This is a genomic window from Anaerocolumna cellulosilytica (genome assembly GCF_014218335.1).
Classification (GTDB): Bacteria; Bacillota; Clostridia; order Lachnospirales; family Lachnospiraceae; genus Anaerocolumna; species Anaerocolumna cellulosilytica.
Window position 1 is genome coordinate 5,307,177 of the sequence record NZ_AP023367.1, and the last position, 25,499, is coordinate 5,332,675.

A 25,499-nucleotide genomic window follows, 5' to 3' on the forward strand; every position below is an offset into this window, starting at 1 on the left:
GCGGATAGGAGAGTATAAATACTATGAGAACAAGGCGAATATCAATAAGACAAGCTGCACCGGGGATGGTTGCCGCAGATGATGTCTATAACAGCAGTAACCAAATGGTTATCTCAAGAGGTACTTTGTTAACAGATAAGATTATAACCAGACTTAAATTTTATTGTATCAGTGACTTAAATATTGTGATTCCTGATAAGAACAAACCACAGCCAACAGTCAACCAAGCATCAAGCCAATCTCAGCGGCTGCGGGAAACCGTTGAATTCAAACAATTCAGTAATACCTTTAACGAATCGGTTCAAGACTTTAAGGGGGAATTAACAAAGATATCTTCAGAGGATACAGAGATTAATGTAAATGGTTTATTAGAACAGACCAGTAAAATCCTATCAAACAGCAGAAATGGAATTCATGTATTTGATATGCTTCATTGCATGAGAGAATATGATGACATTACTTATGTCCATTCCGTAAATGTATCTTTGTTATGTAATGTCTTCGGACAATGGTTAAAACTTCCTGAAAAAGACATCGAAGTGCTTACTTTAAGCGGTCTGCTTCATGATATTGGAAAACTCACTCTTCCCTCCCACATTATTAACAAACAAGAACGACTAACTCCTTCTGAATATGCAATCATAAAGACCCATACTCTTCAAGGTTTTAATGCCCTAAATAATAAAAACATTGACCCGAGAGTAAAACAGGTTACCTTAATGCATCACGAACGCTGTGACGGAAGTGGTTATCCCAATGGTTTAAAAGGAAATGAAATAGATACTTTTGCCAGAATTGTTGGAATTGTTGATGTATATGATGCTATGACTTCCGCAAGAGTATACCGACCGGCTTTAAGTCCCTTTGATGCCATCCGATTATTTGAAACAGAGGGCTTGCAAAAATATGATCCTCAATTTATTATGATATTCCTAAATGAGATTGTACAGGCTTATGTTGGAAACCGTGTCCGCTTAAACAATAAATTAGAAGGCGAAATACGTATGATTAACAAACACGCCTTGTCAAGGCCGGTTATTCAACTAAGCACCGGCTTTTTAGATTTATCCCGAGAAAAGGATATATACATAGAAGCTGTTTTATAATTATTTTATAATTATGAACAATCAATCGTATTAAAAATACAATTGATGAGGGATAACTATTAGGTTCCGGAATAAGAAAAATCAGGGTGTTGATTACTCAACACCCTTACTTATCAACCAACTTTTAACTTAAATTTCTGTACTGCTTTTTCATCTTCAATATCAATTTTAGCCATCACAGCCCCAAGACATTGCATCTTGCTTTCAAAGTTCTCATAGCCTCTTTCAATATATTCTACCTGTTCAACAATCGTAAAGCCTTCTGCAACCAGACCCGCAATTACTAAAGCAGCTCCTGCTCTTAAATCCGGAGCACTCACTATAGCACCGGTCAGACCCTTAACACCTACAATAATAGCAGTGTTACCTTCTACTTTTATATTGGCACCCATTCTTGCCAGTTCATCAACATAACGTAATCTGTTTTCAAATACGGTTTCTGTTACTATACTTGTCCCTTCAGAGGTAACAAGAGTTGCAGAAATCTGTGGCTGCATATCTGTTGGAAAGCCAGGATATGGCAGTGTTTTAACGTGTGTGTGGCCAAGAGTTCCATTAGCACTAACTCTTACTGCATCATCATATTCTTCTACAGTCGCACCGATTTCAATTAACTTAGCAGTAATTGCTTCTAAATGCTTGGGAATAACATTTTTTATTAAAACATTACCTTTTGTAGCTGCTGCTGCAAACATAAAAGTTCCAGCTTCTATCTGATCTGGTATAATAGAGTATTCAGTTCCCTTTAAAGCCTCTACACCTTTGATACGGATTACATCTGTACCCGCACCTTTGATATTAGCACCCATACTGTTTAAAAAGTTAGCAACATCAACCACATGAGGTTCCTTCGCAGAATTTTCAATAATGGTGACTCCCTCTGCAAGAGTGGCTGCAAGCATAATGTTAATGGTTGCACCTACACTGATACAGTCCATGTATATATGATTGCCCTTTAATTCCTTAGCTTCTGCCTTAATCATTCCATGCTCAATTTTAACAATTGCCCCTAATGCCTCAAAACCTTTTAGATGCTGATCTATTGGTCTGCTTCCAATATTACAGCCTCCAGGTAAAGCTACCTGAGCTCTTTTGAATTTGCCAAGCAAAGCTCCTAATAAGTAGTAAGAAGCTCTGATTTTACGGATAAATTCGTAATCAATGCACATAGAATCTATCTTACTTCCATTAATTCTCACAGAATGTTTATCTACTCTTTCAACTTTAGCACCAATTTCTTCAATTGCTTGTAATAGGACATTAATATCCCCGATATCCGGCAGATTTTCTACCAAAACTGTATCATTTGTCATGATAGCCGCAGAAAGGATTCCAAGCGCCGCATTTTTCGCTCCGCTAATGGTAATTTCACCCTGCAAAGCATTGCCGCCTTTAATAATATACTGCTCCATTGCACACCTCATAATTTTAGTCCGTTCATTTATGTAAATCCTGTTTTACACTTCTATTATTTGTAAAAACTGCTAGAACAACATGATTATACCATAAATCAACGGGTTGTAAAATATTTTTTAATAATAAATCTATTTGCTGTAAATTTTATAGCTAAAAAGTATTACTTCTAGTTATAGTATATTCCAGCATTCGAATTTCTTACCTTGTATTTTTTTCTTCTTTTGTTTTTAAAAATGTTTATGTAAAAATCACCGGCATTGGATGGCTGAAGCAATTTTTTCCATAAGCTCTTCCTGGTCTAAGTTTTCACCATCTATTATAATATGGGCATACTCTTCATAAAGAGGACAACGCTCATTATAGAGGGATTTTAAAGTTTGTCCATCCTGAAATACAACACCTCTTTGTTTAATGTTACCCAGCCGGTTTTTAATCGTTTCGTATTTTAACTTTATATAGACTATAATACCTGTATCACGAAATTTTTCCATTGCATCTAAACAGTAGATAATACTTCCGCCTGTAGCAATTACCGTACTTTCTGTTTGTATGTCCCGGTTAACCTGATTTTCAATTGCAAGAAAACCTTCCAGACCTTTTTCTTCTATGATGTCTTTTAATAATGCTTGTTCCTGCTCTTGTATCACCAAATCCGAGTCCAGGAACTTATAGCCCAGAACTTTTGCAAGAATAATACCTATTGTACTTTTTCCAGCAGATGGCATTCCAATCAGCACTATGTTTTTCATGTACAGCATGTCCTTTCGCACATAATGAACAGATTATATCATTTTTCTGTCCTCTCGCCAAGTACTTTTTACTTTTTCCTATATATGTTGAATTTAGTTTTTACTTTCCAGAACACCAAAATATTTATATTATATAGTGTTTTATGACTCAAATACGCAAAAGCTAAATTTGTCTTCTCCTATATAAAACTAATTTAAGATTTTCTTGTGGCGCTTTTCCCTGATTTTTTCTTTACACTATAACCAAAGTTGCCAAGGATATCTGAAAGCCCATAATACTCTCCATGGGAATATACAATAGGCTTCGCTTTGCTTAACTCAAATTTTCCTTTTTCGTTCATATATGCTTTATCAGCATGTACACCTAAAACCTCAGCAATGAACATATCATGGGAGCCTAATTTTAGTATTTGGCTAACTCTGCACTCAATATTCACTGGTGACTCTTTAATAAGAGGGGCTGATACAAAATCTGCCGGCATGGGTGTCAGGTTCATATCTTTAAATTTATCCACTTGCCTGCCGGATCTGACTCCACAGTAGTCCACCGCACGAGTTAACGCCTCTGTTGATAAATTAATGACGAATTCTTTTGTTTCTTCAATAATTTCGTAGGACAAGCGGGAAGGTCTTAAGGATATATAAACCATGGCCGGATTGGTACAGATTGTTCCTGTCCAAGCTACTGTTACGATATTATTCTTTCCTTCCTTACTCTGGCAGCTGATTAAAACAGCCGGCAGAGGATATAGCATGTTACCCGGTTTCCACAATTCCTTATCCATGAAATCTACTCCAATCCATATAGGTCTAAATATTACTACCCTTTTTTAGAATTATATTATATAATGTATGTATTATAAAAACTAATCAGAAGTCAGGTTTAAATACCTGGTTTACCACAGATAGCAAACCTTGAGGTGATACGAATGAATAATTTAATAAACATCGAATCTGTATCGGAAGAGGTCCAAAATAAAGTAAGACAGACTTTAAAATTCCGTACGGGAAAATTTGTATGGCGTGTTAAATTCACCGCGCCGCTTAACCCTGCAACAGTTAATAACAGGAACCTGTATGTGACCACCTTAGCCCAGATACCTTTAAAAACCCATATCCGCTACGATTCCATTAATAATTATATTGAAATTGAGCCCCTGGAACCCTATGCGGAAAAAGAATCTTACATACTTGTCATTACACAAAAGGTTAAATCCCGGGGCGGCAAAAACCTCAAAAAAGAAGTACAGCTGCAATTTAGCCTTTAATTATTATCCTGTACCAGGGTCTGCATCAGTGCAGGGATAATCTGCTTTTTCCTTGATACAACACCACTAAGATATACCTCATCGGTGTCTTTACCCAGACTGAAAGCATTTAATAATAATTCTCTTGCCCCATTACCCTGGTACAAAAGTTCTGTAGAGCTGTCCATAATATTCGTAAGCATGAAAAACAACATGGCTACGCCATGGTCATGGTATGCTTTCTGCATATATGGAACCAGCTTTTCTTTTATTGCCTCCAATTCATCCTGGGTCATGGAGTTAATTTGTCCAACTCCAAAGGTTACATCCCCGGCTATAAACTTTTTAAAATCCTGATAGAAAATTTCTTCCGGAGACTTTGACGTTAAATTACTTCCTGCCGCAAACATTTCCTTTGCGTACTGCTCCACTTCAATACCTGCAATATTGGCCAGAGCCTCAGCAGAAGCCCTGTCAATTTCGGTGCAGGTTGGTGAACGATACACTAAAGTATCCGATAGTATTGCCGAACACAAAAGACCTGCAATAGGTGGCTCAACTTCTATTCCATTTTCCAAATACATCTGATAGATTATAGTTGCCGTACAACCCAAAGGCTGATTTCGAAAAAATACCGGATTCATTGTTTCTAAGCTTCCAAGTCTATGATGGTCAATGATTTCAAGGATTTCTGCATCCTCTAAGCCGTCTACTGCCTGGGATTTTTCGTTATGATCTACTAAAATCATCTGTTTTCTCTTTGCTCCCAGTAAGTTTCTGCGGGATATCATACCACAATAATAGCCGTCCTTCGTTAAAATAGGGAAATCCCTATGTCTTTTTTTTGCCATGATTCCCCTGATATCTTCAATAAAGTCGTCGTTGGTAAAATATAAAAGCTCCTGGTCTGTCATAAAGTAACGGATTGGTATGCTCTGGTTAATTAATCTGGTAGCTGTAAATGTATCATAGGGAGTCTTTATAATTTTACAGTTATTATTTTGAGCTAACTTGGTAATTGTCTTAGATACATTCGCGCCATCACATACAACAATACAACTTGCATTCATCTCAATGGCACACAACTGGGATTCGTATCTGTTTCCAAGGATTACTATATCTCCTTGTTCAATATAATTCTCCATAAGATCAGGATTTGCCGCCGCAATTAAAACCTTCCCCTCTGCAAATACATCCTCTTCATTCCCGACAACAAGTTCACCCTCTAAGGTCTCCACAATATTAATACATGGTGTCTGCGCCTTTGTTAATATACGGTTATCGTATACATCCATATAGGATTTCGCAATATCTCCGACCGTAATAAGACCTTCTAGATGGTTTTTGTTATCCACAATCGGAAGGGTTACCACATTATTTTCTTTCATATATGCCCAGGCAATCTTTAAGGAAATTCCTTGGTTGACTCCTTTTGTGCGGCGTATTTCGATATCCCTAACCTGTGTTCGTACATCTGATAAGTAACTTGGAGTTTTCACTCCAAAACGTTCTAAAACAAATTTAGTTTCAGAATTGATCTGGCCTGCTCTTTTTGCTTTATATTCTCCACCCGTTATCTTTTGCTTTAATCTAGCATAGGCAATAGCAGAGCAGATAGAATCTGTGTCTGGATTAACATGTCCTATTACATAAATTTCGTTGTTCATTATTACACCTCATAGAGGCCTATTATATGCCGTCTTCCTTAAGAAACCGGCTAATATACCTCCTGCCACTCTGACTTATATTGAAGGAAGTTTCCTGTGGCACCCTTTCTTCGTTATTTTCCTTCAATCTTCGGGTCAAATACATAATTAATCTTTGTTAATTAATGTTTATTGCTTTTGCTGTGTTTTCACTCTACTTCACAGTAAATTCTACCTGCCAGCAAAATCTTCCTCTATAATATATAATAAGTCTTCGGAATCAAGGCTTCTGTTGCCTAGTATCTCAGACAGCATTTGTCTATAACGATTATCTGCTGACTGTATTATCTCCTTGGCAAATTCTATAACTGCCCCAAGACGCTCCTCAGGCTTTAAATCAGCCATTCTTAATTTTACTTTTTCAAAAAAAGCCTCTTCCACACTTTCGGTAAACAAATAATCCTTTCCATTTATATAGGCAACTGCAAAACCAGTCAAATCCCTGTCGGAATATTCCGGAAGATGGATACTGTTTTTAAAATATTCTGCCAGATGTTTATCCCCATTTAAAAAGGATTGAAACGCCTCCTCTTTATCCTCCAAAATAACAAGAATATTTTCTTTCATTTCCGATAATAAATCAAGTAATTTTTTTTTACCTGTCGAGTCCAGGCTACCAGCCTCTTCAATCACTAAAGACCCATTATATAGCTTATTCTTTTTTGACAGTATATCCAAGGCATTAAACCTATCACCGCTTATTATTGCTATTTTGTTGCTTTTAATCCAATTGAGGCAATGAAGACCTTTGCATATCTTTTTTGCAAGCGTTGTCTTCCCTGTTTTTTCACCGCCAGTTATAAACATATGGTTAATGGTAGTATAATCGGACAGAATGGTTTCTAAGCAGTTTTTTATCTGCTCTCTAGTATAATCCCAGCGATAAAAATATCCTAGTTCTTTTTCCGTTTCATAGCCTGCTTCTGAAAAAACACTGTAAATAGTATTCTTAGCGGCTGGATAGACTACTTCTGATTGAGCATCAATCCATTCTTTTTTTGTCTGCTCATAATTCTGCGTATTATTATCCTCCGGGTTTTTAACACCTGTCATGGGATTTAAGTCATTAAAAGGTTCTTCTTCCGGCTGTATAGACGTATCTTCTACCTGTACTTCCTGATTTTCAGCTTTTATGTCGTCTGTCGCTTCTTCATACTGGCTATAGACCTGGGCATTGGATTCTTCCTGAGGAATTACTGTATTCTCCTCCGGTTGGTAGTAAGAATCTTCTTCGGACTGCACTCTTAGTTCTTCTTTAGACTCTGAGACTAAAGATTCCTCTGTCCTTTCATCCTCTGTCCATTGTACTTGTTGTTCCCCTGAAGACCATACATCTGTCAACAGCTGCCATTCCTCTCCAGTATACTCTCCCTTCCATTCCTGTACATCTGCTTCAGTGTAAGTCTCCTCCTGTTTTAAGATTGCAGTGGCTGCCGCTGCTGTCTCCTCCCTAGCTAAAAACTGGTCTATTTGACTGCGAATGGAACTATAATCTTTGGTTTTATCAAGCCCCAGCCGCATTTCTGCTTCTTTTTTCTCTTTCGCTTTTAACATGTGAACCGGATTAATTTCCCCTACATAGTATGCCTTTAATAATCTGGCTTTTTCTACATAGATACCATCACCAAACCACAATATAATGTCACTGCATTCTCTGACGCACTTATCCTTTAATCCTGCTTTATGATATAACTTTGCAAGCTCATACGCCCACATTTCAATATATTCATGCTCTTTTAACTTTTCCAGAGAGGATATTAATATCTCATAAGGCTCTTTGTTTAACTTGTCAATGCAGTAGCGGAATACAAAACGATAAGAATCCTGAGGTGCTATTTTTATGTACTTTTCTAAGTACTCCTCGGCCTCTCTGGCATTTCTACGTTTAATCGAAGTCTCTACCAGCTGGTATAATACTCTTCTGGTTTTCGTTTTTGAATATATTTTTAAAAGAACTTCCACTGCTTCCCCGTAACGCTCATTCTGGGAGTAGACATCAGCGATAATACTTAAATCCGTCAGGGTTTTTATTCTGCTTATATCCATGGTATCCAGTACCTTAGCTGCCTTTACATACTGGTTTTGCTCCATTAAACGCCTGATTTCTTCTATTTTAACTATATTCTCGTAACGTTCCATCTTTCACTCCATGCCTTTCCGTTTATTATACAGCCAGTGCTGTTTTGCTCATGCGTTTTTACGGGTATTTCTGTATTCCTTCCCCATCTTATAGTACATTGTTTATCTTACCATTCTCAGGAGATTTGTACAAGGTCTGGGTAATTTAAAGTTATAAAATAAGCTGTTTGGCAGCATTAACAAGGTTCATTGATTACAAAAAGCAACAAGATCTGCCCTGGAATAAAAAACGGCAGGCCTTGTTGCTGTCTCATTGTATATTATAATTCCTTATAAAACACATAGGTTTCTTTGAGTTCTTCCGTAATTTCTACCCCCTCTTTTTCCAGAGCACGATATCTTAAATCCAATTCTTTCACTTTTTTTAAATTATTTCTGTTAAAACGATCCATAGCATCGGCAAATAAAGGCTGTCCCTTTATTCTTTCCCTTATGGACCGGGCAAACGGACAATAGGTTGCTAATATTCCCCTGGCAACTCGATTCAAGCGCAGACCACCATTTGCTTCGCTTTTAACCCATGCCTCATAGTCTATTACAAAAACTTCTCTATAGTTATTTCTCCCCTTTTGAATCTGCGCTTTCAGCTTCTCTTTCATTTCTTCTGATAAATCACGATTTTTGCGGTAAAATTGTATGTAATCCGCATATTCTGAGGTTAAAGATTTTTCTTTTATATTGTTCCAGGCAGTTCCTTGAATCGATCTGCATAATTCCCAGCGGAATTTTCCGAAGATTTTTACCAATATATCCTTTAAAGAACCCTCAATAAATATAGGCAACATAAATCTACCTTCATTGCTCTTTCTCTTGCCTGTTATTTCCTGCCACATAACTCCATTACAACCCACGGTCGGGAATAAGATTATATCAGGGAATACCTGCTTCATAATATATTCTTTAACTATTTTTTTCTCGGGATTCACATACAAAATCTCCCTATGAAAAATAGAATAGTCAATCTCAAGAAGCTCATTGACAACCTCGTTCACTTTCCTTTTAGTTGCCAACAAAGTCTTAAAACCTTTTACAACGTTATCGCCAAACAAAAAGGGGACAAAGGTACTGATTTGCCCGTTTACAAGCCTGTGGTTATACCGGAACATGTTCCGCATTTCATATAACACTTTTTGTACCGGATTTTCAAGAGCCTGCTTTTCTTCTTCAATTGTAATCTCGCCGCGTTTTTTCTTCTCTCTTAACATATCCACGTAATCCTGATCAAATTCATTTTTGGAAGGCTCTTTTTCACCCTTTAGGATACAGGTCAACCAGGATTTTATATTATATACCGGACAGGAACCAAAGTCTTCTTCCTCTTCTTCCAAATAATAAAGTTCCCTTAATTGCTCACCCGACAACATACGCTCATCCATATAGGCATATTTTAAGAACAAATCGATAACCTTAGGAATGGTTCTATCTGTACAGGATTTTAGAAAGACTAACTCGTATACCTCATAAAAGTGTACCATTAACTTTTTACGGAGCACTCTTGTAGTATCGTCGGTAGACATTTTATCTTTTAAATTAATATAATCTACAATTGCCTGTTTAAAATCATCAGCCTTTTCTTTTGTCTGCCCGGAATAGTTAAGAATTTGTACGAGAGAATCCTTTAATTCCTCCGTAACTTCCTTAACCTCACTCTCGGTATACATAAAGTTGTTTTCCATCTGTTCTTTTCTATTACTGCTCTTAGATAATAGAAAATAGTAGATTTCTTCCATACGTTTCCGCTCGACCTCTAAGTCATAACCCACTTTTTCTTCGAAGATTTTCTCAACCATATTTATCTGGTCAATGATGCTGTCAATAATCTTAATGACATCTCCACTATAGCCACCCTTTTCGTCAATAGATATGGCTAGGGTGGCAAAGCATTTGAATAAGCAGTCTTCTGAATTGTTCATAAGACAGAAAAACAGCTCTTTAATATATTCCGTCAACTCTCCACATTCAGATATCAACTGTGATGCAAGCTCCGCAGTTTCTTCCACAAGATATAGGGTTACCGTATCTCCCGAAGAACAAAAAGATTTCCAGGTATCTACTGGAATTTTAGCACACTCCTTATAATAATCAAGCTTCCGTTCGTCTATGGTATAGTCACTGTCATATAACTCCATATCTTTAATGGATGGGATTACAGTCACCGGATACCCCAGCCTATTGCCTGTATCTGTATATATCCGGTTATTTTTATCTATAAAATGATATAATTGTTCTGCGGTTGTTTTTAGGGCATGGTAGGCTTTTTCAAGCTCACTTACATACCTTGTTAAGGATGCAGCCATTAATCCTTTGTAATCTTTATTAGATGTAAAGACTTCTGCCAGTTCATCCGTTGTCTGAACAGGAAAACAATAAAACAACACTTCATCATATGCGGTATAGTTATTGATGTATTGTCCGGAAAACAGGTCTGCTACACCTATAAAATTACCAGAACCTAACAATACCTTAGAACCATTATTAACAGCCTGCACTCGCCCTTTTATAATTATGCTTACGCTTTTTATCTGTTCACCGGCATCATAAATTATGGTGCCTTTGTCAGCCTGATTTACTGCATAATTGTTAACTTTCATTCCCATAGCTCACCTCAATCATCTTTTGCAAATTTAAACATAATAGTATTATAATCTATATTTCGACATTCTGAAAGCAGAAAATGTAATTTTAGGTATCACATGTATAGTAAAAAAGCACCAATATATATTTTATTGGTACTCCTTTTACTTATAAATCATTTTAGGGGCCGGACCACCGTTACCGGTGGATTTGAGCAAAGGCCTATCCCCATTGATAGTTACCGGCCCCAATATATTGTATATAGAAAACTACCCCCTTTGGCAGATTCTACCATGGGAAGAAAAATAAATACCTGCTTATTACTTAAACTACCAATATTTTTCCTAAGAACTAAAAAAATGCCGTTCACATAATGTGACGACACCGTTGTCTTATCAGACCACTTATTTTATATATATTAATCCGTGCGCCTTGCTTCGAATGTATATCATAGGCGTTACCTTTACAGTTAACTCGGCCCAGGCTACCCTACGGCACACAGGAGCTTTCGCTTAGTGCTGCTCCATTCCTGACCTGACACGGTTCACGAATTCCTGTTGCGTAAGACCCAGACGTCAACATCACTTATAAAGGGCAGCCCTACAATACAAGCACCCTAGGCAAGACATCACCCCTGCTGTAGCGGATTGCAGGTACAGGGCACCGCTATCTCCCCGGCTGCACGGAAATTTTATGACAAATTAAAATATTCAATAGGTTAGTTTTAAAACCTGTATGAATCAGTATACTGCTTTTTAGGTAAAAAGTCAAGTATTGTTCGACTTGCGTTTTTGTTGTTATTTCTGACAAGTTCCGTTCTTTGTCTTCTAGTTACCCTTAAACCCTAAGACCCTTCTGCATGAATTACAGTTCAAAAAAGAGTGCACTTTTTAAATTCGCAAAAACCAATGTTTATACCAAAATGATACTTTTACATTCCGAAAAATTACTATATCTTCCAAGGATGTTACTCACACTCTAGTTAGATAATTCGTTCACCTTTCATTTTATATATAGATGTTTTACTTTTTTCTCATTAATTCATCTACAGATATTATCCTCATGTTAGCTGAATTACTTTAATTCGTGACTATGGAATTAAGCTTATTTTTACATTATGAACATCTTGATATTCGCTTAATTTCTTTTGAATTAATTCGTTGTACGTATAGTCCTCGGCATCATTTAGGGATACAATAAATTCTCTAACCATAGGGTACGTTGTCAATATATATGTTATAATATCCTCCATTAGCTCTATTATACAACATTTTTCCTTAAATGATATCACACAGGTATCATCATTTAAAGAATCAATCTTCCAACCATGATGTGTTCTCGAAGGGCCTATAATAGTTTTACAATATCTATTATTATCAATATATTTATATAACACATAATGGGATAATACACCATTCTCCAAACATACTTGTTCTTCAGTTATCTTATTGGTATTACCATACTTAAAGGTACTAATATATACTGGTTTACGATTCATCTGATTATCAATATGTTCTTTTTTTACAAGAAGATTGTTATGGTAATAAAATTTTTCTTTATATGAAACTATTTTATCCAACTGATTGCTGGTTTTTTTCAAATCATCATGAACTACAGGCGAAAGGTAGCTACTAGTGACTTCAATTAGTAATCGATTATCATCATAAATATTATCATAAACATACTCACTTACATGAGTCCGAATTATATTTTTAGAAATTCCATCATATATTAAGAATGTATCTTTTTTGTACGATAGATTACCTACATTATCATACTCATTATAGATAGTATTACTATCTAGCAAGACTCCATCCTCATTATAAGTCTCTCTACTTGTCATATCACCTTGACAGTTATATTTGTAAATTGTTTCTCTTATGTAATCTATATCCTGTACAAGATGGCGAAGAACATCTCCATATTTATCTTTTTCAATTGTAATTTTCATAACTCCTCCATGCTAAATGTATACATTTTTTTGCTTCTGCTACATTTCCACGTCTTGAATAAATCAGTATTTCCTTACAAGATACTAACACTATAATATTATAGATAGAATAGTTAATGCATAGTGCAACAAGTTTTAGATTCTGTAAATTGGGGTGTCAAGCAAATCGACACCCCAACCACATATTTAGTTTATTATTGATAATATTCTATTAATCGGCTCTTCATTGAAGTCTTTGAAACTATATATATTATATCATTGATATATGTTTCCTTGTAGATAAGTGGGACCTCCTACTTCATATTTTACATCATAAGACATAACTTGGTATATTTGCCAGGACATTTGGTTTCCATAACGCATAAATTCTGTATCATCCCTTAGTAGTCTAATATGGGCATGGAAATATGACTTATTGCTAGGATTAAAAAGAACATATAATTTACCACCTGATACGTCAAAGTTAGGTAGCTGCCATGTTGAATGTGAATTAAAATCTTGATTCACATTTGCTCTTTGATTTACTCCTAAATTATAGACCATTAATACCTTATTTTGAATATGCGAATAATATATTGCTAATGGATTTCTAGATCGAACTACTGGTAACGCATATGCAGAATCGATATGTTTTGAAAAGCTAGCGGTTGGATTTCCATTTCTATATGTACCTAATGCTTTATTAATATTTTCTCTAACTGTAGTATACGATGGCTTTGCTGTAGTAAAACTATCTTCAATATTAGCAGAAGCCATCAATGATTTAAATGTTGTTTTAAAAGCACTAACAATAGCAGTCCAGTGAGTGTTAACATTGTCCCAATTTGCAACTAGCACCGCTAAGCAACCTGCTGCTACTAACAGTCCCACCAATTGAGCTACTGTTATATTAGAGCCAATGGCAACAATTGAACTTCCCACTCCAACTAAGGCATACTTTACAGCTACTGATAAGCCATTAATTAAATCCAAATTATTACTTAAGGTTTGTGTTAAATTTAAAGCAGTATATGACTGCATTAATACGCTATCCATAGATAACAATTTAAGTTCATCATTAACATTTGTTCCAACATACATAGTATGATATTCATACATATCAGGATTGTTTATTAGATATTCAAGAAAAATTACTTTTGCTTCATCTGTAAGCCCATTGTATACATCTTTTGCGCCAACTTCCGAATTTGACACATCAAAAAATGGCTCTTCAGATAATTCTGTGTATTGATCCAACGTAATATCAAATTCCTCAGAACTTTTAATCGTTTGAGCCGCATTAACAATATATGAATCTGTTAAAAACAGTAAAGTACAAATAAGTATTGCTATTGTACGAGCTATAGATTTCTTTAAAAAAATTTTCACATTTCCTCCATTTATACTTGCAAGTACTAATATTTTTTTCAAGCCTGTTGGTAATATTTTACATTTGTTTTATTGTTTTGTCAATACGAAATAACTTTCAATTTTTCTAGCTTTATACACAGGTTATCCAAATAACCTAAAATTTTAATGATTACTTACATAGCTAAAAGGGTGTCTGTTCTCCTTCTATTACCAAAATGGAATGAATTATAATTTTACAGAATCTATTTTTCTTTCAATTTATTAAAATACTTCTGCTAAACTGCTACTCCTGTACCTGTTTTTCCTGCTTATTCCGTTCCCTCAGACCTACAAAAAACTCTTTTAAGACCTGACTGCATTCTTCTTCCATTACACCGGTTTCCAGTTCAACCTGATGGTTAAATTCCTTCATCTGCAAAATATTTAGTATGGAGCCTGCACAGCCTGCCTTGGGATTCATGGCTCCTACAATAACTTCTTTTATTCTTGCCTGCACAATGGCACCGGAGCACATCTGACAAGGCTCTAGGGTTATATACATGGTACAATCCTCAAGCCGCCAGTCCCCCATGGTCTTACTTGCCTTTTGAATTGCAAGCAGTTCGGCATGCGCCAGAGTGGTTTTATTGGTATTCCTTTTATTATGTCCTCTTCCTATAATTTTATCATCATAGACAATAACACAGCCAATGGGTACCTCTCCTTTTTTTGCAGCTTTCTTTGCTTCTTTAATTGCTTCTTTCATATATTTTAAATTCATTTCATGTTCCTTCTATGTTCATCATAAATTAAGATGAGTAGTAATATACTATGGACGAATCCTCTGCTTTTATGCTATATTTATCTTACCACGCTGTTGCTTTTGTGGCAATGTAATTTTGATATCAGGCGGCTCTGGTCACGGAACATCCAGTGCCGTAAGAAAGGCATGCACTTCCTATGCAAATACATGGTTTTAACAAAACAACCCTGCTCGATTATCCAGGGCATTTAGCGTCAACCATCTTTTTAGGCGGCTGTAATTTTCGCTGTCCCTATTGCCACAATGCATCTCTGGTTCTGTCTCCATTTAATCAGCCGGCAATCTCTAAAGATGAAATTTTTAAAATATTAAATAAGCGAAAGAGAATACTAGAAGGAGTTTGCATAACCGGCGGGGAGCCTACCCTCTACCCAGAGCTTATCGATTTTATCCGTGAAATTAAATCTATGGGCTTTAAAGTAAAGCTGGATACGAACGGCAGCAACCCAAAGCTATTATCGACCCTTGTATCCAATGGCGATATTGATTATGTAGCAATGGATATCAAACATTCCAGAGAAAAATATAATCTAGGAACAGGTATCTCATCTTTAACTGTTCGTTCAATCGCAGAAAGTATTGATTATTTATTAACTGCTCCTATCACCTACGAATTTAGAACTACTATAGTCAAAGAGCTCCATTCCCCGGAAGATTTGTTAGCAATGGGAGAATGGATTAAGGGTGCAAAAGCTTATTATCTGCAGGCATATAAAGATTCAGGCGATGTTATATCACCTGTCTATAGCAGTTACTCTAAACAGGAGTTAATGACTTTTCGTGACTTATTGCTGCCATATGCAGAAACTGTGGAGATTCGTGGTATCGACTGAAAAAGACCGCCAGAACTATTCCGCCTCATGACGGCAGCTAGGAGTTAACTTATGCAGATGACTTATAATACAGAACGCTTATTATTAAATGTATTGCATCCTAATGATGCTGATAAGGTTCTTACATTTTATGAAAATAACAGAGAGCATTTTGAGCCTTGGGAACCGGAACGGGATGTAAACTTTTATACTCTTCCGTATCAGAGACTCTCTTTGTCGATTGAGTATAATTTGATGCAGCAATCTAAGCTTTTAAGATATTGGATATTTCTAAGAGACGATCCTCACACCATCATTGGCTCGGTTAATTTTTATAACATTGTCAGGGGCTCTTATTATACTTGTCAGCTGGGCTATAAATTCGACCAGGATTACTTAGGACACGGCTATGCATATGAGAGCACAAAAACTGCCATGGAGCTTTTATTTAGTGATTATCAGATACATCGCATCGAGGCTAATATTATGCCCTCTAATGCCCGCTCCATCCATTTGATTCAAAAGCTGAACTTTTTTTACGAAGGACTGGCAAAGGAAAGTATAAACATTAATAATAGCTGGGAAGATCACTTCCGCTACGCCTTTATTAATACTGATTTTAGAAATTAAAGACCAATTATTTTTATTGAGTTTTAAAGAACTTTCCCGTTGTATCAAAATAGAAGGGGCTGTAAAACAACCCCTTCAAGGAACGAATTAATTTAATAATACGGGTACAAACCAATAGCCGAATTCACCTGTTCTCTGTGCTTTTCTCTTGGCACATTTAAAATTCTCGAATCCAAACATCTTCGCCATAAACTTCTCTCTGTTATGATATATCCCAGGTACTCCAAGGATATAATTCATTCCGTTCTTATCATTTATCCTAGCAAAAATCAAATGTCTATAACTATAATAACCATGAAGCAAAAAGCTATTGTTTCCTAGAATCCAAGATTCCATAGGCAACAAACCAATATCTTTTGGCTCTATTCTCACACACCAGGCTACCTCGTTATCTTCAAAAGGATACATTCTTGGGAAAGTGCGGTAAATCTGTTTTGCAAGAGGATGATCGTCAAAGAAAGGTTTTGACTCCTGCCCTAAATCCCCCTCAACCTGTGGCGCAGATTCTTCCAATTCCGTATCTTTATGCACCGAAGTGTTCTCCTGCACGTTATCTTCTTGTACCGCTTCCTTTTCCTGTGTCAGCTTCTCTTGTGCTTCCTCTTTCTTCTTATCCACTGGCGTCTGGGGCTTCTCTAAGGACGGTTCCTTTGCATCCGAGGGCATAACTGACGGCGTTTCTGGCGTCACCTTTGACTGTTCCCTGTTCTGAGCAGGCGTTTCTTTTCTCAATTTATAATCATTGATATTTCCTACTTTAGAAACGTTTGAAGAGGGCGGTTCTTTCTGCTTATCTTTTATAACCGGGTCTATTGTACCTAACACATTATCCTCTGGCCGTCTATCTAATAAATGCTCAAAACTCGGATTTAACAAATCCTTTAGATTATCTTTTAGATTAGCCTCTGTTTTATTTTCTGCTGTCTCGTCCGGTACAAGACTTTTATCTGCTGTTACTTGCTGGCTTTCTGTTTCCTGTTCAAGACTTTTCTCCTCCGTAACAGGCGGTTCTTCCAGTACTGCCGCTACATTGGCTGCCTTCATGCTCTTTTCCTCTGATACAGGTTTAGCTTCCACCATTCCGGTAACCATGGACATGGTAACAGGAACATCATCCCACTCCGTTGCAAAATACTTTCGCTCATTTAAGTAGAGGACTATACCTCCCATATCCTGTAATCCGTGTGGTGAATTCATAATATGTAAGGAGTCGGTAATTGTTTTAAAATCTCCGACTCCGTTTCTCACCTGGAATACACCAAGTAATACACCTTCCATGCCGTCAGCTTTTCTCTTAAAAACATAGACCTTTAGTTGTTTTTCATTTAAGCTGGGAGCGGTTATGTGCAGGGTAAATTTACACTGTCCGTTCCTAGCTTCTACTCTAGCATATCCGACATTATTTCTTTTCACACCGTCTTCATAATTATACATGTAAGAAACTAATCTCTTATACTCAGGCATAATGAACTCCCTTTTCTATTCTTGTGCACCGACCGCCACAAAAGCTTCTCCTTTTGTACAATCTATACACTATTATACTTATAATAATTATATTCAGGGATATAAAATATATGATAACGGTATGATAAGTACATAACTTTCCTTATCCAATATAAATAAAATCTTCTCTGTTTTGGGTCTGGCTGTCATTGCCTATATATATAGAAAAGTCACCTATTTCACTTACAAAATCCATATTAATATTATAAAATCTCAGCATATCTTCTGTAATAGAAAAAGTTACGGTTTTTTCTTCACCGGGTTTTAGCTGGATTTTTTCAAAGCCCTTTAATTGTCTTACAGGTCTTGCCACACTAGCCTTCTTATCCTGTAGATATAACTGCACCACTTCTTTACCAGTATAGTTTCCTATATTTTTCACAACAACTGATGCTGTAAGGTTACCTTCCTTGGTTAATTCCTTCTGACTTAAGCTGATACTTGATATGGAAAAGCTTGTATAAGATAAACCATAGCCAAAAGGATACAAAGGAGCATTGGGAATGTCCAGATATTTGGAAAGGTATTTTACATCTTTAAGGTTGTCAACAAAAGGCCTTCCGGTATGAAATTCACTATAATACACTGGCACCTGTCCTACACTGTAAGGAAAACTCATGGACAATTTACCGGATGGATTGGCACGCCCAAACAAAACATCGGTTATTGCATTACCGCCTTCTGAACCCGGCAGCCAAACCTCTAATACAGCTCTTGCTTTATCTGCAAGCGCTTTTATAGTCAGTGGTCTTCCATTGAATAAAACCACCACGATATTTGGGTTTACCTTATAGATTTTTTCAAATAGATCCATCTGCACCTTAGGTAAATCAATGCTTGCACGACTTGATGCTTCCCCAGACTGGATCGCAATTTCTCCAAGGGGCATAACTACCACATCCGCTGCCTTTGCCTGCTTAAGAGCCTCTAACAGCAAAGCTTCTGCTTGACGACTGTCTTCCTCAAAATTCTGTTTGTCATGATATTCCTTAATCCCACTGTCTGCATCAATAAAACCACAGCCTTTTGCAAAGGTTACATTCCTTAGGTTTAGATTCTTAATACCTTCCTCTAACGTTACATTTTCGTTAATTTTAGCAAAGATGGACCACACCCCGGAAATCCATTTATTGTCAACATGAGGTCCTATGAAAGCAATCTTTTTATCATTTTCAGAAAGAGGCAGTATCCCATCATTTTTTAGAAGTACCATAGATTCAATTGCCAGTTCTCTCGCTGTCTTCCTGTGCTTCTCACAAAGAAACAATTCCTTTTCTTCCGCTTCACTAGCATCCTTATAGGGATTTTCAAATAAGCCTAATTTGTTTTTTAACTCCAGAATACGTAGAACAGATTCATCAAGTAAACTGACCTCTATTTTATTTTCTTCTACCAGCTTCTTTAAGTTACCGCAATAGCAGGTAGTCATCATATCAATATCCACACCAGCTTCTATTGCAAGTCTTGCAGCTTCTTCTTTATCTTGTGCCACTCCGTGGTTTATCAATTCCTCAATAGCAGCCCAGTCAGAGATTAAGACGCCGTCAAAGCTCATTTCTTCCCGTAAAATTTGTCTTAATAGCTTCTTATTGCCCGTGGAAGGGATACGATCTAAGGTATTAAAGGAAGTCATAGCCGCAGCACTACCCGCATCCACTGCTGCCTTATACGCCGGTAGATACTCTTCTCTTAAAGTACGTTCTGACAATTCTACCGTATTGTAGTCCCTTCCCCCCATAGGGGCACCATAGCCTGCAAAATGCTTTAAGCAGGAGGCTATTTTTCCCTTCTCCTTTAATTCTCCCGTACCCTGATATCCTTCTACCATCGCTTTGGCAAAACAACTGTTAAGGTAGGGATCCTCTCCGGTGGATTCCATAACCCTACCCCATCTGGCATCCCTTACTAAGTCCACCATGGGGGAAAAGGTCAGATGAAGCCCGGCTGCGGCTGATTCCCTTGCAGAGATAGAAGCCGCAAGTTCCACCAGTTCAGGATTAAAGGTTGCGCCTTGAGCCAAAGGAATAGGGAATATGGTGCGGAATCCATTTATGATATCCGCCATAAATAACAGGGGAATCTTGTGAGGCTGGGTTTTCATATAATTCTCCTGAATTTTTCGAAGAAGGGCGGCACCGCCTCCTCCAAGGACAGAGCCTGCATTCTTGATTTCTTCTTCCTTAAAGCCTGCCTGGTTTTCCGGTCCGGTCAACACGCCCTCTTTTTCATAATAATAACTACATACCTGTAAAAGCTGATCTATTTTTTCTTCCAAAGACATATCGCTTAGTAATTCCAATAACTTTTCTTTTTCCATCGTTGTTCCTTTCACAGATTACCGCAACTCATCTGCGGCAATCCTATTCTGCATGCTTTTTCAGTCATATCTTTTTATTAAATTATATTTTTAACAAACACTAGCTCATATGCTTAAATTTCACACGTGAATTTATTCCATACCAGCGTCCATATGATATCTTTTTAAAAAGTCCAGCTTATATTCCAGGTGTACATTACCACAGCCATCATGACCATTAAAGGGATAGACTTTTATCTCTTTATATGATTTGATACGGTTATAGGTTGCATAATAACATTTAGCCGGACATACCATGTCCTTTAGGGCTACCGAAGCCAATACAGGACAATTGATTTTATCTGCCATATTCATGGTATCAAAATAGCTAATTGTTTCATAGATTCTTTCCTGCCGTTCCGGATATCTGCGGATATACTCTGCTAGACATGCAAAGGAACCATGCTCGCCTTCTATTCTTGCTTCTATATTACTGTTGCTGGGTACATCTGCCATGGCAAGTGCAGGCCTGTCATCCAAAGCAGCCACCGCCATAACCAACGCTCCTCCCTGACTTCCCCCATGCAATACAATCTGCGAACTATCCACTTCTTCTCTGGACACCGCAACATCTATGGCTCTTAAACTGTCCATGTATACCGTCCGATAATAATATGTGTCCTTATTAAGAACCCCCAATGAATTTACATTTTGAAATAAACCGCCCTCATAAACGGCATTGCTTCCTGTCTCACCGCCTTGCAGCCTGCATTCTACAGAAATCACAGCCATGCCCATAAGTACCCAGTGCATAAAATTGTGAGGTCTTCCCCTGTCCCCCGAAAAACCATGATAATGAATCAAGCAAGGGAACTGTTTCTTTTTAAGAAAAGAAGGAAGCAGATACCAGCCTCTAATCTCTGTTCCATCATAACCTTCATAGGTTAATTCATATACTTTCACATAAGGGGACGGATATGGATATTCCTTTAACACAGCGTTTAATTTTGCTGCTTTTGACAAGTTAAGAGTCTTTCCCCAGAAAGAATCAAAATCTTCCCTTTTTGTTAGTTCCGGCAGGTATGCTTCATATTCTTTTATCCTGTCATCCATATATTTCATATACTAACTCCTATTGATACCGGATTAATTCGATAATTCGGTACTACTACAAAAGGATGTGAATGATGCAATTCAATACTTCGCATTACTCCCAACCTCAATTAAACACGTGCATATACTATTTCACACTGGTACAAGAGCCTCTTTTTAAAAGGGATGCACCATATACCAGATGACTGGTTTTTTCATTTTGCAGCATACCAAACAACGCATCTATTGCACCTAAAGACATCTGCTCCGCAGGCTGACAGATGGTATCCAAGGACGGATTATAATATTCTGCTACCTCAATACCGTCAAACCCTATGATTGAAATATCTTCCGGTATACGAAGTCCAGCAGATATTGCTGCTTTCGCCGCACCAATAGCCATAGTGTCTGCCATTGTTACTACCGCTGTCATATCTTTATTTCGAACCATCAGATTCTTCATCATATTAAAACCAAATTCATAGCCGGACTCTGATACGTTGATGGCAGATACCAACACCGGATCATAAGCGATACCATTAGCTTCCAGTGCTTTTTGATATCCCCTAAAACGCAGTTTATTCGGGGTTGTTACTTCTCCCTGATTACTGTATATACAGCCAATTCTTCTGTGCCCTAGCTGTATCAGGTACTCTGTTGCTTTAAAACTCTCTGCCTCGTCATCTATAATTACGCTAGAGTATAATTCTTTATCCACATCTTTTCCGGCGGATACGGTAAGTAATACACAAGGGACTCCCAACCGCTTAAAATCTTCATTGGTATATTCAAAATTTCCTCCCATAAGAATAATGCCATTTAAATTACGGTCCTGAACTTCTTTAATAGCCATGGACATCTCATGTTCAGAATAATTTACATTTCGTATTTCCAGATGATACCCACGCATAAAAACCTTTTGTTCAATGGTATGAATCATCTTTTGAAAAAATGGATTTGTAATACTCTTAGCTAATAGAGCTATTGTCCTGGACTGTCCCATTTTGAGGCTTCTGGCATTATTATTGGGCACATAATTAAGTTCCCTCACCGCAGCCATTACTTTTTCTTTTGTTTCATTGCTTGTAATACCGCTGTTATTTAATACCCTGGAAACTGTTGCAATTCCAACTCCAGACAATCTAGCGACATCCTTAATAGTTACACTCATAACTAATCGTATCCTCCATATAACAGTAAAGAAAATATACCTCATTTTTCTATCTATACTGTAATTTTATCATTTATCCTGTTTTATTTCTATAATTTTCTAACGTTGGTCTTATAACGGATAACAGAGGAGCGCCAGTTACCATAAGTTACTTCTATGAAATGCAAGTGCCTTTGATAAACGCAGCTGCTCCTAAATTACCCTTTGCATAGCCTGATTTAATTATTGTGCTTTAAATTCCTTAAGCTGTGTATTCACTTCTGTAATTATAGCATCAATACCGGCAGCCTGTAACTGTTTTCTGTATTCTTCCACTGCTTCTTTTGGATCTTGCGAAGTCTTGCCTAAGAGTATTTGTGTGCCCAGCTGAGAATCTACATTTGCAATAGCAGACAGTTCTGCGGTTACTTTTGAAGAGTCAAAGCTAAATCCTACATAAGGATTGTCAATAGCCACAGTTGCCCATTTTTCATTTAATTCATAACGTCTTGAGTCTTCCGTAACAGCAGGAATGTTTAATTTGTCTGTACGAAGTGCCCAACCGGAGAATCCGCCTCCATCCACCTCTGCATTAAAGCCTTCCGGTTTTGTAATCTTTCCGTCTACGACTTCATATTGCTTTCCTAGTATGCCATATTGGAATAAATTATAGCACTCTTCATCTGTCATTAATTTTTCAATTAACATAAGGGATCTTTCAACGTTTTTGGAATCTTTATTAATTGCTGTTGCATTTTCCACACCCATCTTCTTAACGATTTTGTTTCCTGCTTCTGCAAAAGTATAGAATTCTGAATCAACCCCCGGTAACTTTTCTAGCTGGGTACCGTAATTTCCTGTCCAATCCGGCTGATGACTGATATAACCTGCGGAGAGTCCGTTATAAAAATTATCCTTATCATCCTGCGAAGCGGATAATACATCCTTTGCCCAATAGCCCTTATCTGCCCATTCACGCATTTTTACAGCAAACGCTTCATAGTCTTCTGTAAATGCCGGATGAAGAACTTCATAAGGGGAATCTTTATCGCCTACCAGATACATTTCAGAAGTAGGAACGCCGGGAGCATCTATATATCCTTTTGTGGTGGCCACAAACATCCGGTATAAGTCCATTGCCAGATTAACACTTCCGTTTAAAGGTGTCATGCCGTCTTGTACTGCTGCGTCCATGTAAGCTTCCATATCAGCAATGGAGGATATGGTTGTTACATTATATTTCTCCATCAGGTCCGAACGGGATATAAAACCGTACGCGGTGTATTCACTATAAGTACTTGGTATACCATAAATCTTTCCATTTACTTTCATACTGTCCCATGCACCCGAATCCAATTCTTTCTTTAAGGTTGGTGCATACGTATCCAGCAAATCCGTAATATCTGCCAAGGCATCCTGCTTTGCCAATGTTGCATATGGTACTGTTGAATTAGATGCTACATAAGCCATATCAAAAGCTTCTCCCGATGCCCATAGTAACGGGTATTTGGTGGCAATATCGCCCCAGTCAATATATTTGATTTCTAATGTTGCATTGATACTTGCTTTTAATTTTTCATTCAAAGCCTCCAGAATAGCTTTGTTGGCTACTCCCTCGCCTCCATATAAGTACATAATAAGATTTACTTCTTTTTCCGTTCCGACTGAGGCTTCGTTACCAGTGGTAGTGCCTCCTTCCTCTGTAGTAGTCTGCGGGGCTTTATTCCCGCATCCAGCCAGCAAGCTTATAGACATGACCGTTACTACGAATGCTGCAATTAATTTTTTCATCGCTTTCCTCATATTTACCTCTCATTCCGCTGCTATGGCAGCATAAAATCTGATGTGAAAGAGTATTTCTTTCAATCTGTGGCTCCAAAGCAAAATCTGCCTCCGCCTTTTGTCACTGTCACCTGAAAATCTCCCCCATAAATATATAATAAGCTGTTTTACCAGCGTATTATCAACCTTTAACAGCTCCTACCGTTAAGCCGCTTACAAAATACTTTTGCACAAACGGATAAACTAGTATAATAGGCCCGATGGCTACTACAGCGGTTGCCATCTTAATCGACTCGGAAGGTAAGTCCGCTGTACTCACTGTTATTCCCTGCTGAATTAAAAGCTGAACATTTGCCTGTGTTACAATTCTTTGCAAAAAATACTGTAACGGATATTTTTTAGAAGATTGGATATAAAGCATGGCATTATACCACTCATTCCAGTAACCCAAGGTTAAAAACAATCCAATGGTTGCAAGAGAAGGCTTGGCTAATGGCACGAATACTTTCCAGTAAATATAAAAATCTCCCGCACCGTCTATAGCTCCTGATTCATAAAGGGAATCCGGTATGGCCTTCATAAAATTCCTCATAAGAAAGATAGACCAGGGACTCATAAGACCCGGCAGTATCATCGACCAGATACTGTCCTTTAACCCTAATCCATTCACCATAAGAATGTAACTTGGAATCAATCCCCCGCTAAAAAGTGTTGTAAAATAGATAAAAAAGGCTATTTGATTCCTGTATTTAAAATCTTTTCTGCACAATACATAACCTGCCATTGACATAAAAAACAAGCCAAGTAAAGTACCCACCACTGCAATAGTAATTGTCACGCCATAAGAGGAGATAAGATTTTTAGAATTATTAAACAAAAACTTGTATGCACTAAAATTTATCTCTTTCGGAAACAACTTATATCCTTCGGTGATGATTTCTTTTTCATTCATAAAGGACGATGTTATCATTAATAGAAAGGGAAATAAACAAATCAGGGCGAATGCTGTGATAATAATATAGAAGAAAGCCTTCATAACTTTTTCTTCTCTTCCCATAATTTTCTTAACTTTTATCCTTGCAACATTTTTTTCTGCTGCCATAATTACCTCTCATTCCGCCGCCTCAGGCGGCACAACTGTTTTCTTATTGTTTCTATTTTTCTTCCACACATCATACTTTACTTATTCAAAGC

At 37.2% G+C, this 25,499-nt stretch carries 19 protein-coding genes and 1 other RNA gene; 4 read left to right on the forward strand and 16 right to left on the reverse strand.

Translation table 11 applies throughout. The features are described 5' to 3' along the window. The first annotated feature begins 23 nt into the window (after nt 1-23). Nucleotides 24-1,106 (forward strand): HD-GYP domain-containing protein, encoded by a 1,083-nt coding sequence (locus tag acsn021_RS22200; protein WP_184092753.1) that lies wholly within the window; start codon nt 24-26, stop codon nt 1,104-1,106. Nucleotides 1,107-1,219: 113 nt separating this feature from the next. Here acsn021_RS22200 and acsn021_RS22205 read toward each other — a convergent pair whose 3' ends face one another. From acsn021_RS22205 to acsn021_RS22215, 3 genes are all read right to left on the reverse strand, one after another. Then, nucleotides 1,220-2,518, reverse strand: coding sequence for a UDP-N-acetylglucosamine 1-carboxyvinyltransferase (locus tag acsn021_RS22205; protein ID WP_184092754.1), 1,299 nt, complete (start codon nt 2,516-2,518; stop codon nt 1,220-1,222). Between the two features lie 252 nt (nt 2,519-2,770). Then, nucleotides 2,771-3,271 (reverse strand): shikimate kinase, encoded by a 501-nt coding sequence (locus acsn021_RS22210; RefSeq protein ID WP_184092755.1) that lies wholly within the window; start codon nt 3,269-3,271, stop codon nt 2,771-2,773. Nucleotides 3,272-3,465: 194 nt separating this feature from the next. After that, nucleotides 3,466-4,056: a flavin reductase family protein gene (locus acsn021_RS22215; protein ID WP_184092756.1), complete on the reverse strand. Its 591-nt coding sequence runs from the start codon at nt 4,054-4,056 to the stop codon at nt 3,466-3,468. Between the two features lie 144 nt (nt 4,057-4,200). Here acsn021_RS22215 and acsn021_RS22220 point away from each other — a divergent pair, with 144 nt between their 5' ends. Beyond that, entirely contained in the window at nt 4,201-4,539 is a 339-nt protein-coding gene (locus acsn021_RS22220) for an Ig-like domain-containing protein (RefSeq protein ID WP_184092757.1), read from the forward strand. Here the strand turns inward: acsn021_RS22220 and acsn021_RS22225 are convergent. The 7 genes from acsn021_RS22225 to tadA form a co-directional block, all read right to left on the reverse strand. Then, nucleotides 4,536-6,185, reverse strand: a complete 1,650-nt coding sequence (locus acsn021_RS22225) for a putative manganese-dependent inorganic diphosphatase (protein ID WP_184092758.1) — start codon at nt 6,183-6,185, stop codon at nt 4,536-4,538. The two genes, acsn021_RS22220 and acsn021_RS22225, sit on opposite strands and share 4 nt — an antisense overlap. A gap of 210 nt (nt 6,186-6,395) precedes the next feature. After that, nucleotides 6,396-8,363, reverse strand: a complete 1,968-nt coding sequence (locus acsn021_RS22230) for a P-loop NTPase family protein (protein WP_184092759.1) — start codon at nt 8,361-8,363, stop codon at nt 6,396-6,398. 260 nt (nt 8,364-8,623) lie between these two features. Beyond that, the gene (locus acsn021_RS22235; protein ID WP_184092760.1) at nt 8,624-10,954 is read right to left on the reverse strand and encodes a Crp/Fnr family transcriptional regulator; all 2,331 of its coding nucleotides are present in this window, start codon (nt 10,952-10,954) and stop codon (nt 8,624-8,626) included. A 406-nt stretch (nt 10,955-11,360) separates the two neighbouring features. Continuing rightward, nucleotides 11,361-11,623: signal recognition particle sRNA large type (ffs, locus tag acsn021_RS22240), an RNA gene on the reverse strand. A gap of 404 nt (nt 11,624-12,027) precedes the next feature. After that, on the reverse strand, nt 12,028-12,888 hold the full coding sequence (locus tag acsn021_RS22245; RefSeq protein WP_184092761.1) for a hypothetical protein: 861 nt from the start codon (nt 12,886-12,888) through the stop codon (nt 12,028-12,030). Between the two features lie 255 nt (nt 12,889-13,143). Beyond that, nucleotides 13,144-14,256: a hypothetical protein gene (locus tag acsn021_RS22250; RefSeq protein ID WP_184092762.1), complete on the reverse strand. Its 1,113-nt coding sequence runs from the start codon at nt 14,254-14,256 to the stop codon at nt 13,144-13,146. Between the two features lie 265 nt (nt 14,257-14,521). After that, nucleotides 14,522-14,998, reverse strand: a complete 477-nt coding sequence (tadA, locus tag acsn021_RS22255; protein WP_184092763.1) for a tRNA adenosine(34) deaminase TadA — start codon at nt 14,996-14,998, stop codon at nt 14,522-14,524. 179 nt (nt 14,999-15,177) lie between these two features. Between tadA and acsn021_RS22260 the strand changes: the two genes are divergently transcribed. Continuing rightward, nucleotides 15,178-15,873 carry an anaerobic ribonucleoside-triphosphate reductase activating protein gene (locus acsn021_RS22260; RefSeq protein ID WP_184092764.1) on the forward strand — a complete coding sequence of 232 codons (696 nt, stop codon included), beginning with the start codon at nt 15,178-15,180 and terminating at the stop codon, nt 15,871-15,873. 51 nt (nt 15,874-15,924) lie between these two features. Further along, nucleotides 15,925-16,482 carry a GNAT family N-acetyltransferase gene (locus acsn021_RS22265; RefSeq protein WP_184092765.1) on the forward strand — a complete coding sequence of 186 codons (558 nt, stop codon included), beginning with the start codon at nt 15,925-15,927 and terminating at the stop codon, nt 16,480-16,482. An 87-nt stretch (nt 16,483-16,569) separates the two neighbouring features. Here the strand turns inward: acsn021_RS22265 and acsn021_RS22270 are convergent, their stop codons facing one another. The 6 genes from acsn021_RS22270 to acsn021_RS22295 form a co-directional block, all read right to left on the reverse strand. After that, the gene (locus acsn021_RS22270) at nt 16,570-17,946 is read right to left on the reverse strand and encodes a DUF6128 domain-containing protein (RefSeq protein ID WP_184092766.1); all 1,377 of its coding nucleotides are present in this window, start codon (nt 17,944-17,946) and stop codon (nt 16,570-16,572) included. A 142-nt stretch (nt 17,947-18,088) separates the two neighbouring features. Further along, nucleotides 18,089-20,302 carry a beta-glucosidase BglX gene (gene bglX, locus acsn021_RS22275; RefSeq protein WP_184092767.1) on the reverse strand — a complete coding sequence of 738 codons (2,214 nt, stop codon included), beginning with the start codon at nt 20,300-20,302 and terminating at the stop codon, nt 18,089-18,091. A 132-nt stretch (nt 20,303-20,434) separates the two neighbouring features. Next, nucleotides 20,435-21,403, reverse strand: a complete 969-nt coding sequence (locus acsn021_RS22280) for an acetylxylan esterase (protein WP_184092768.1) — start codon at nt 21,401-21,403, stop codon at nt 20,435-20,437. 118 nt (nt 21,404-21,521) lie between these two features. Further along, a complete protein-coding gene (locus tag acsn021_RS22285; RefSeq protein WP_243167859.1) occupies nt 21,522-22,544 on the reverse strand; it encodes a LacI family DNA-binding transcriptional regulator in 1,023 nt (340 codons plus the stop codon). A gap of 222 nt (nt 22,545-22,766) precedes the next feature. Next, nucleotides 22,767-24,314, reverse strand: a complete 1,548-nt coding sequence (locus acsn021_RS22290) for a DUF3502 domain-containing protein (protein ID WP_184092770.1) — start codon at nt 24,312-24,314, stop codon at nt 22,767-22,769. Between the two features lie 172 nt (nt 24,315-24,486). Next, nucleotides 24,487-25,407: a carbohydrate ABC transporter permease gene (locus acsn021_RS22295; protein WP_197978587.1), complete on the reverse strand. Its 921-nt coding sequence runs from the start codon at nt 25,405-25,407 to the stop codon at nt 24,487-24,489. Nucleotides 25,408-25,499: the final 92 nt, after the last annotated feature.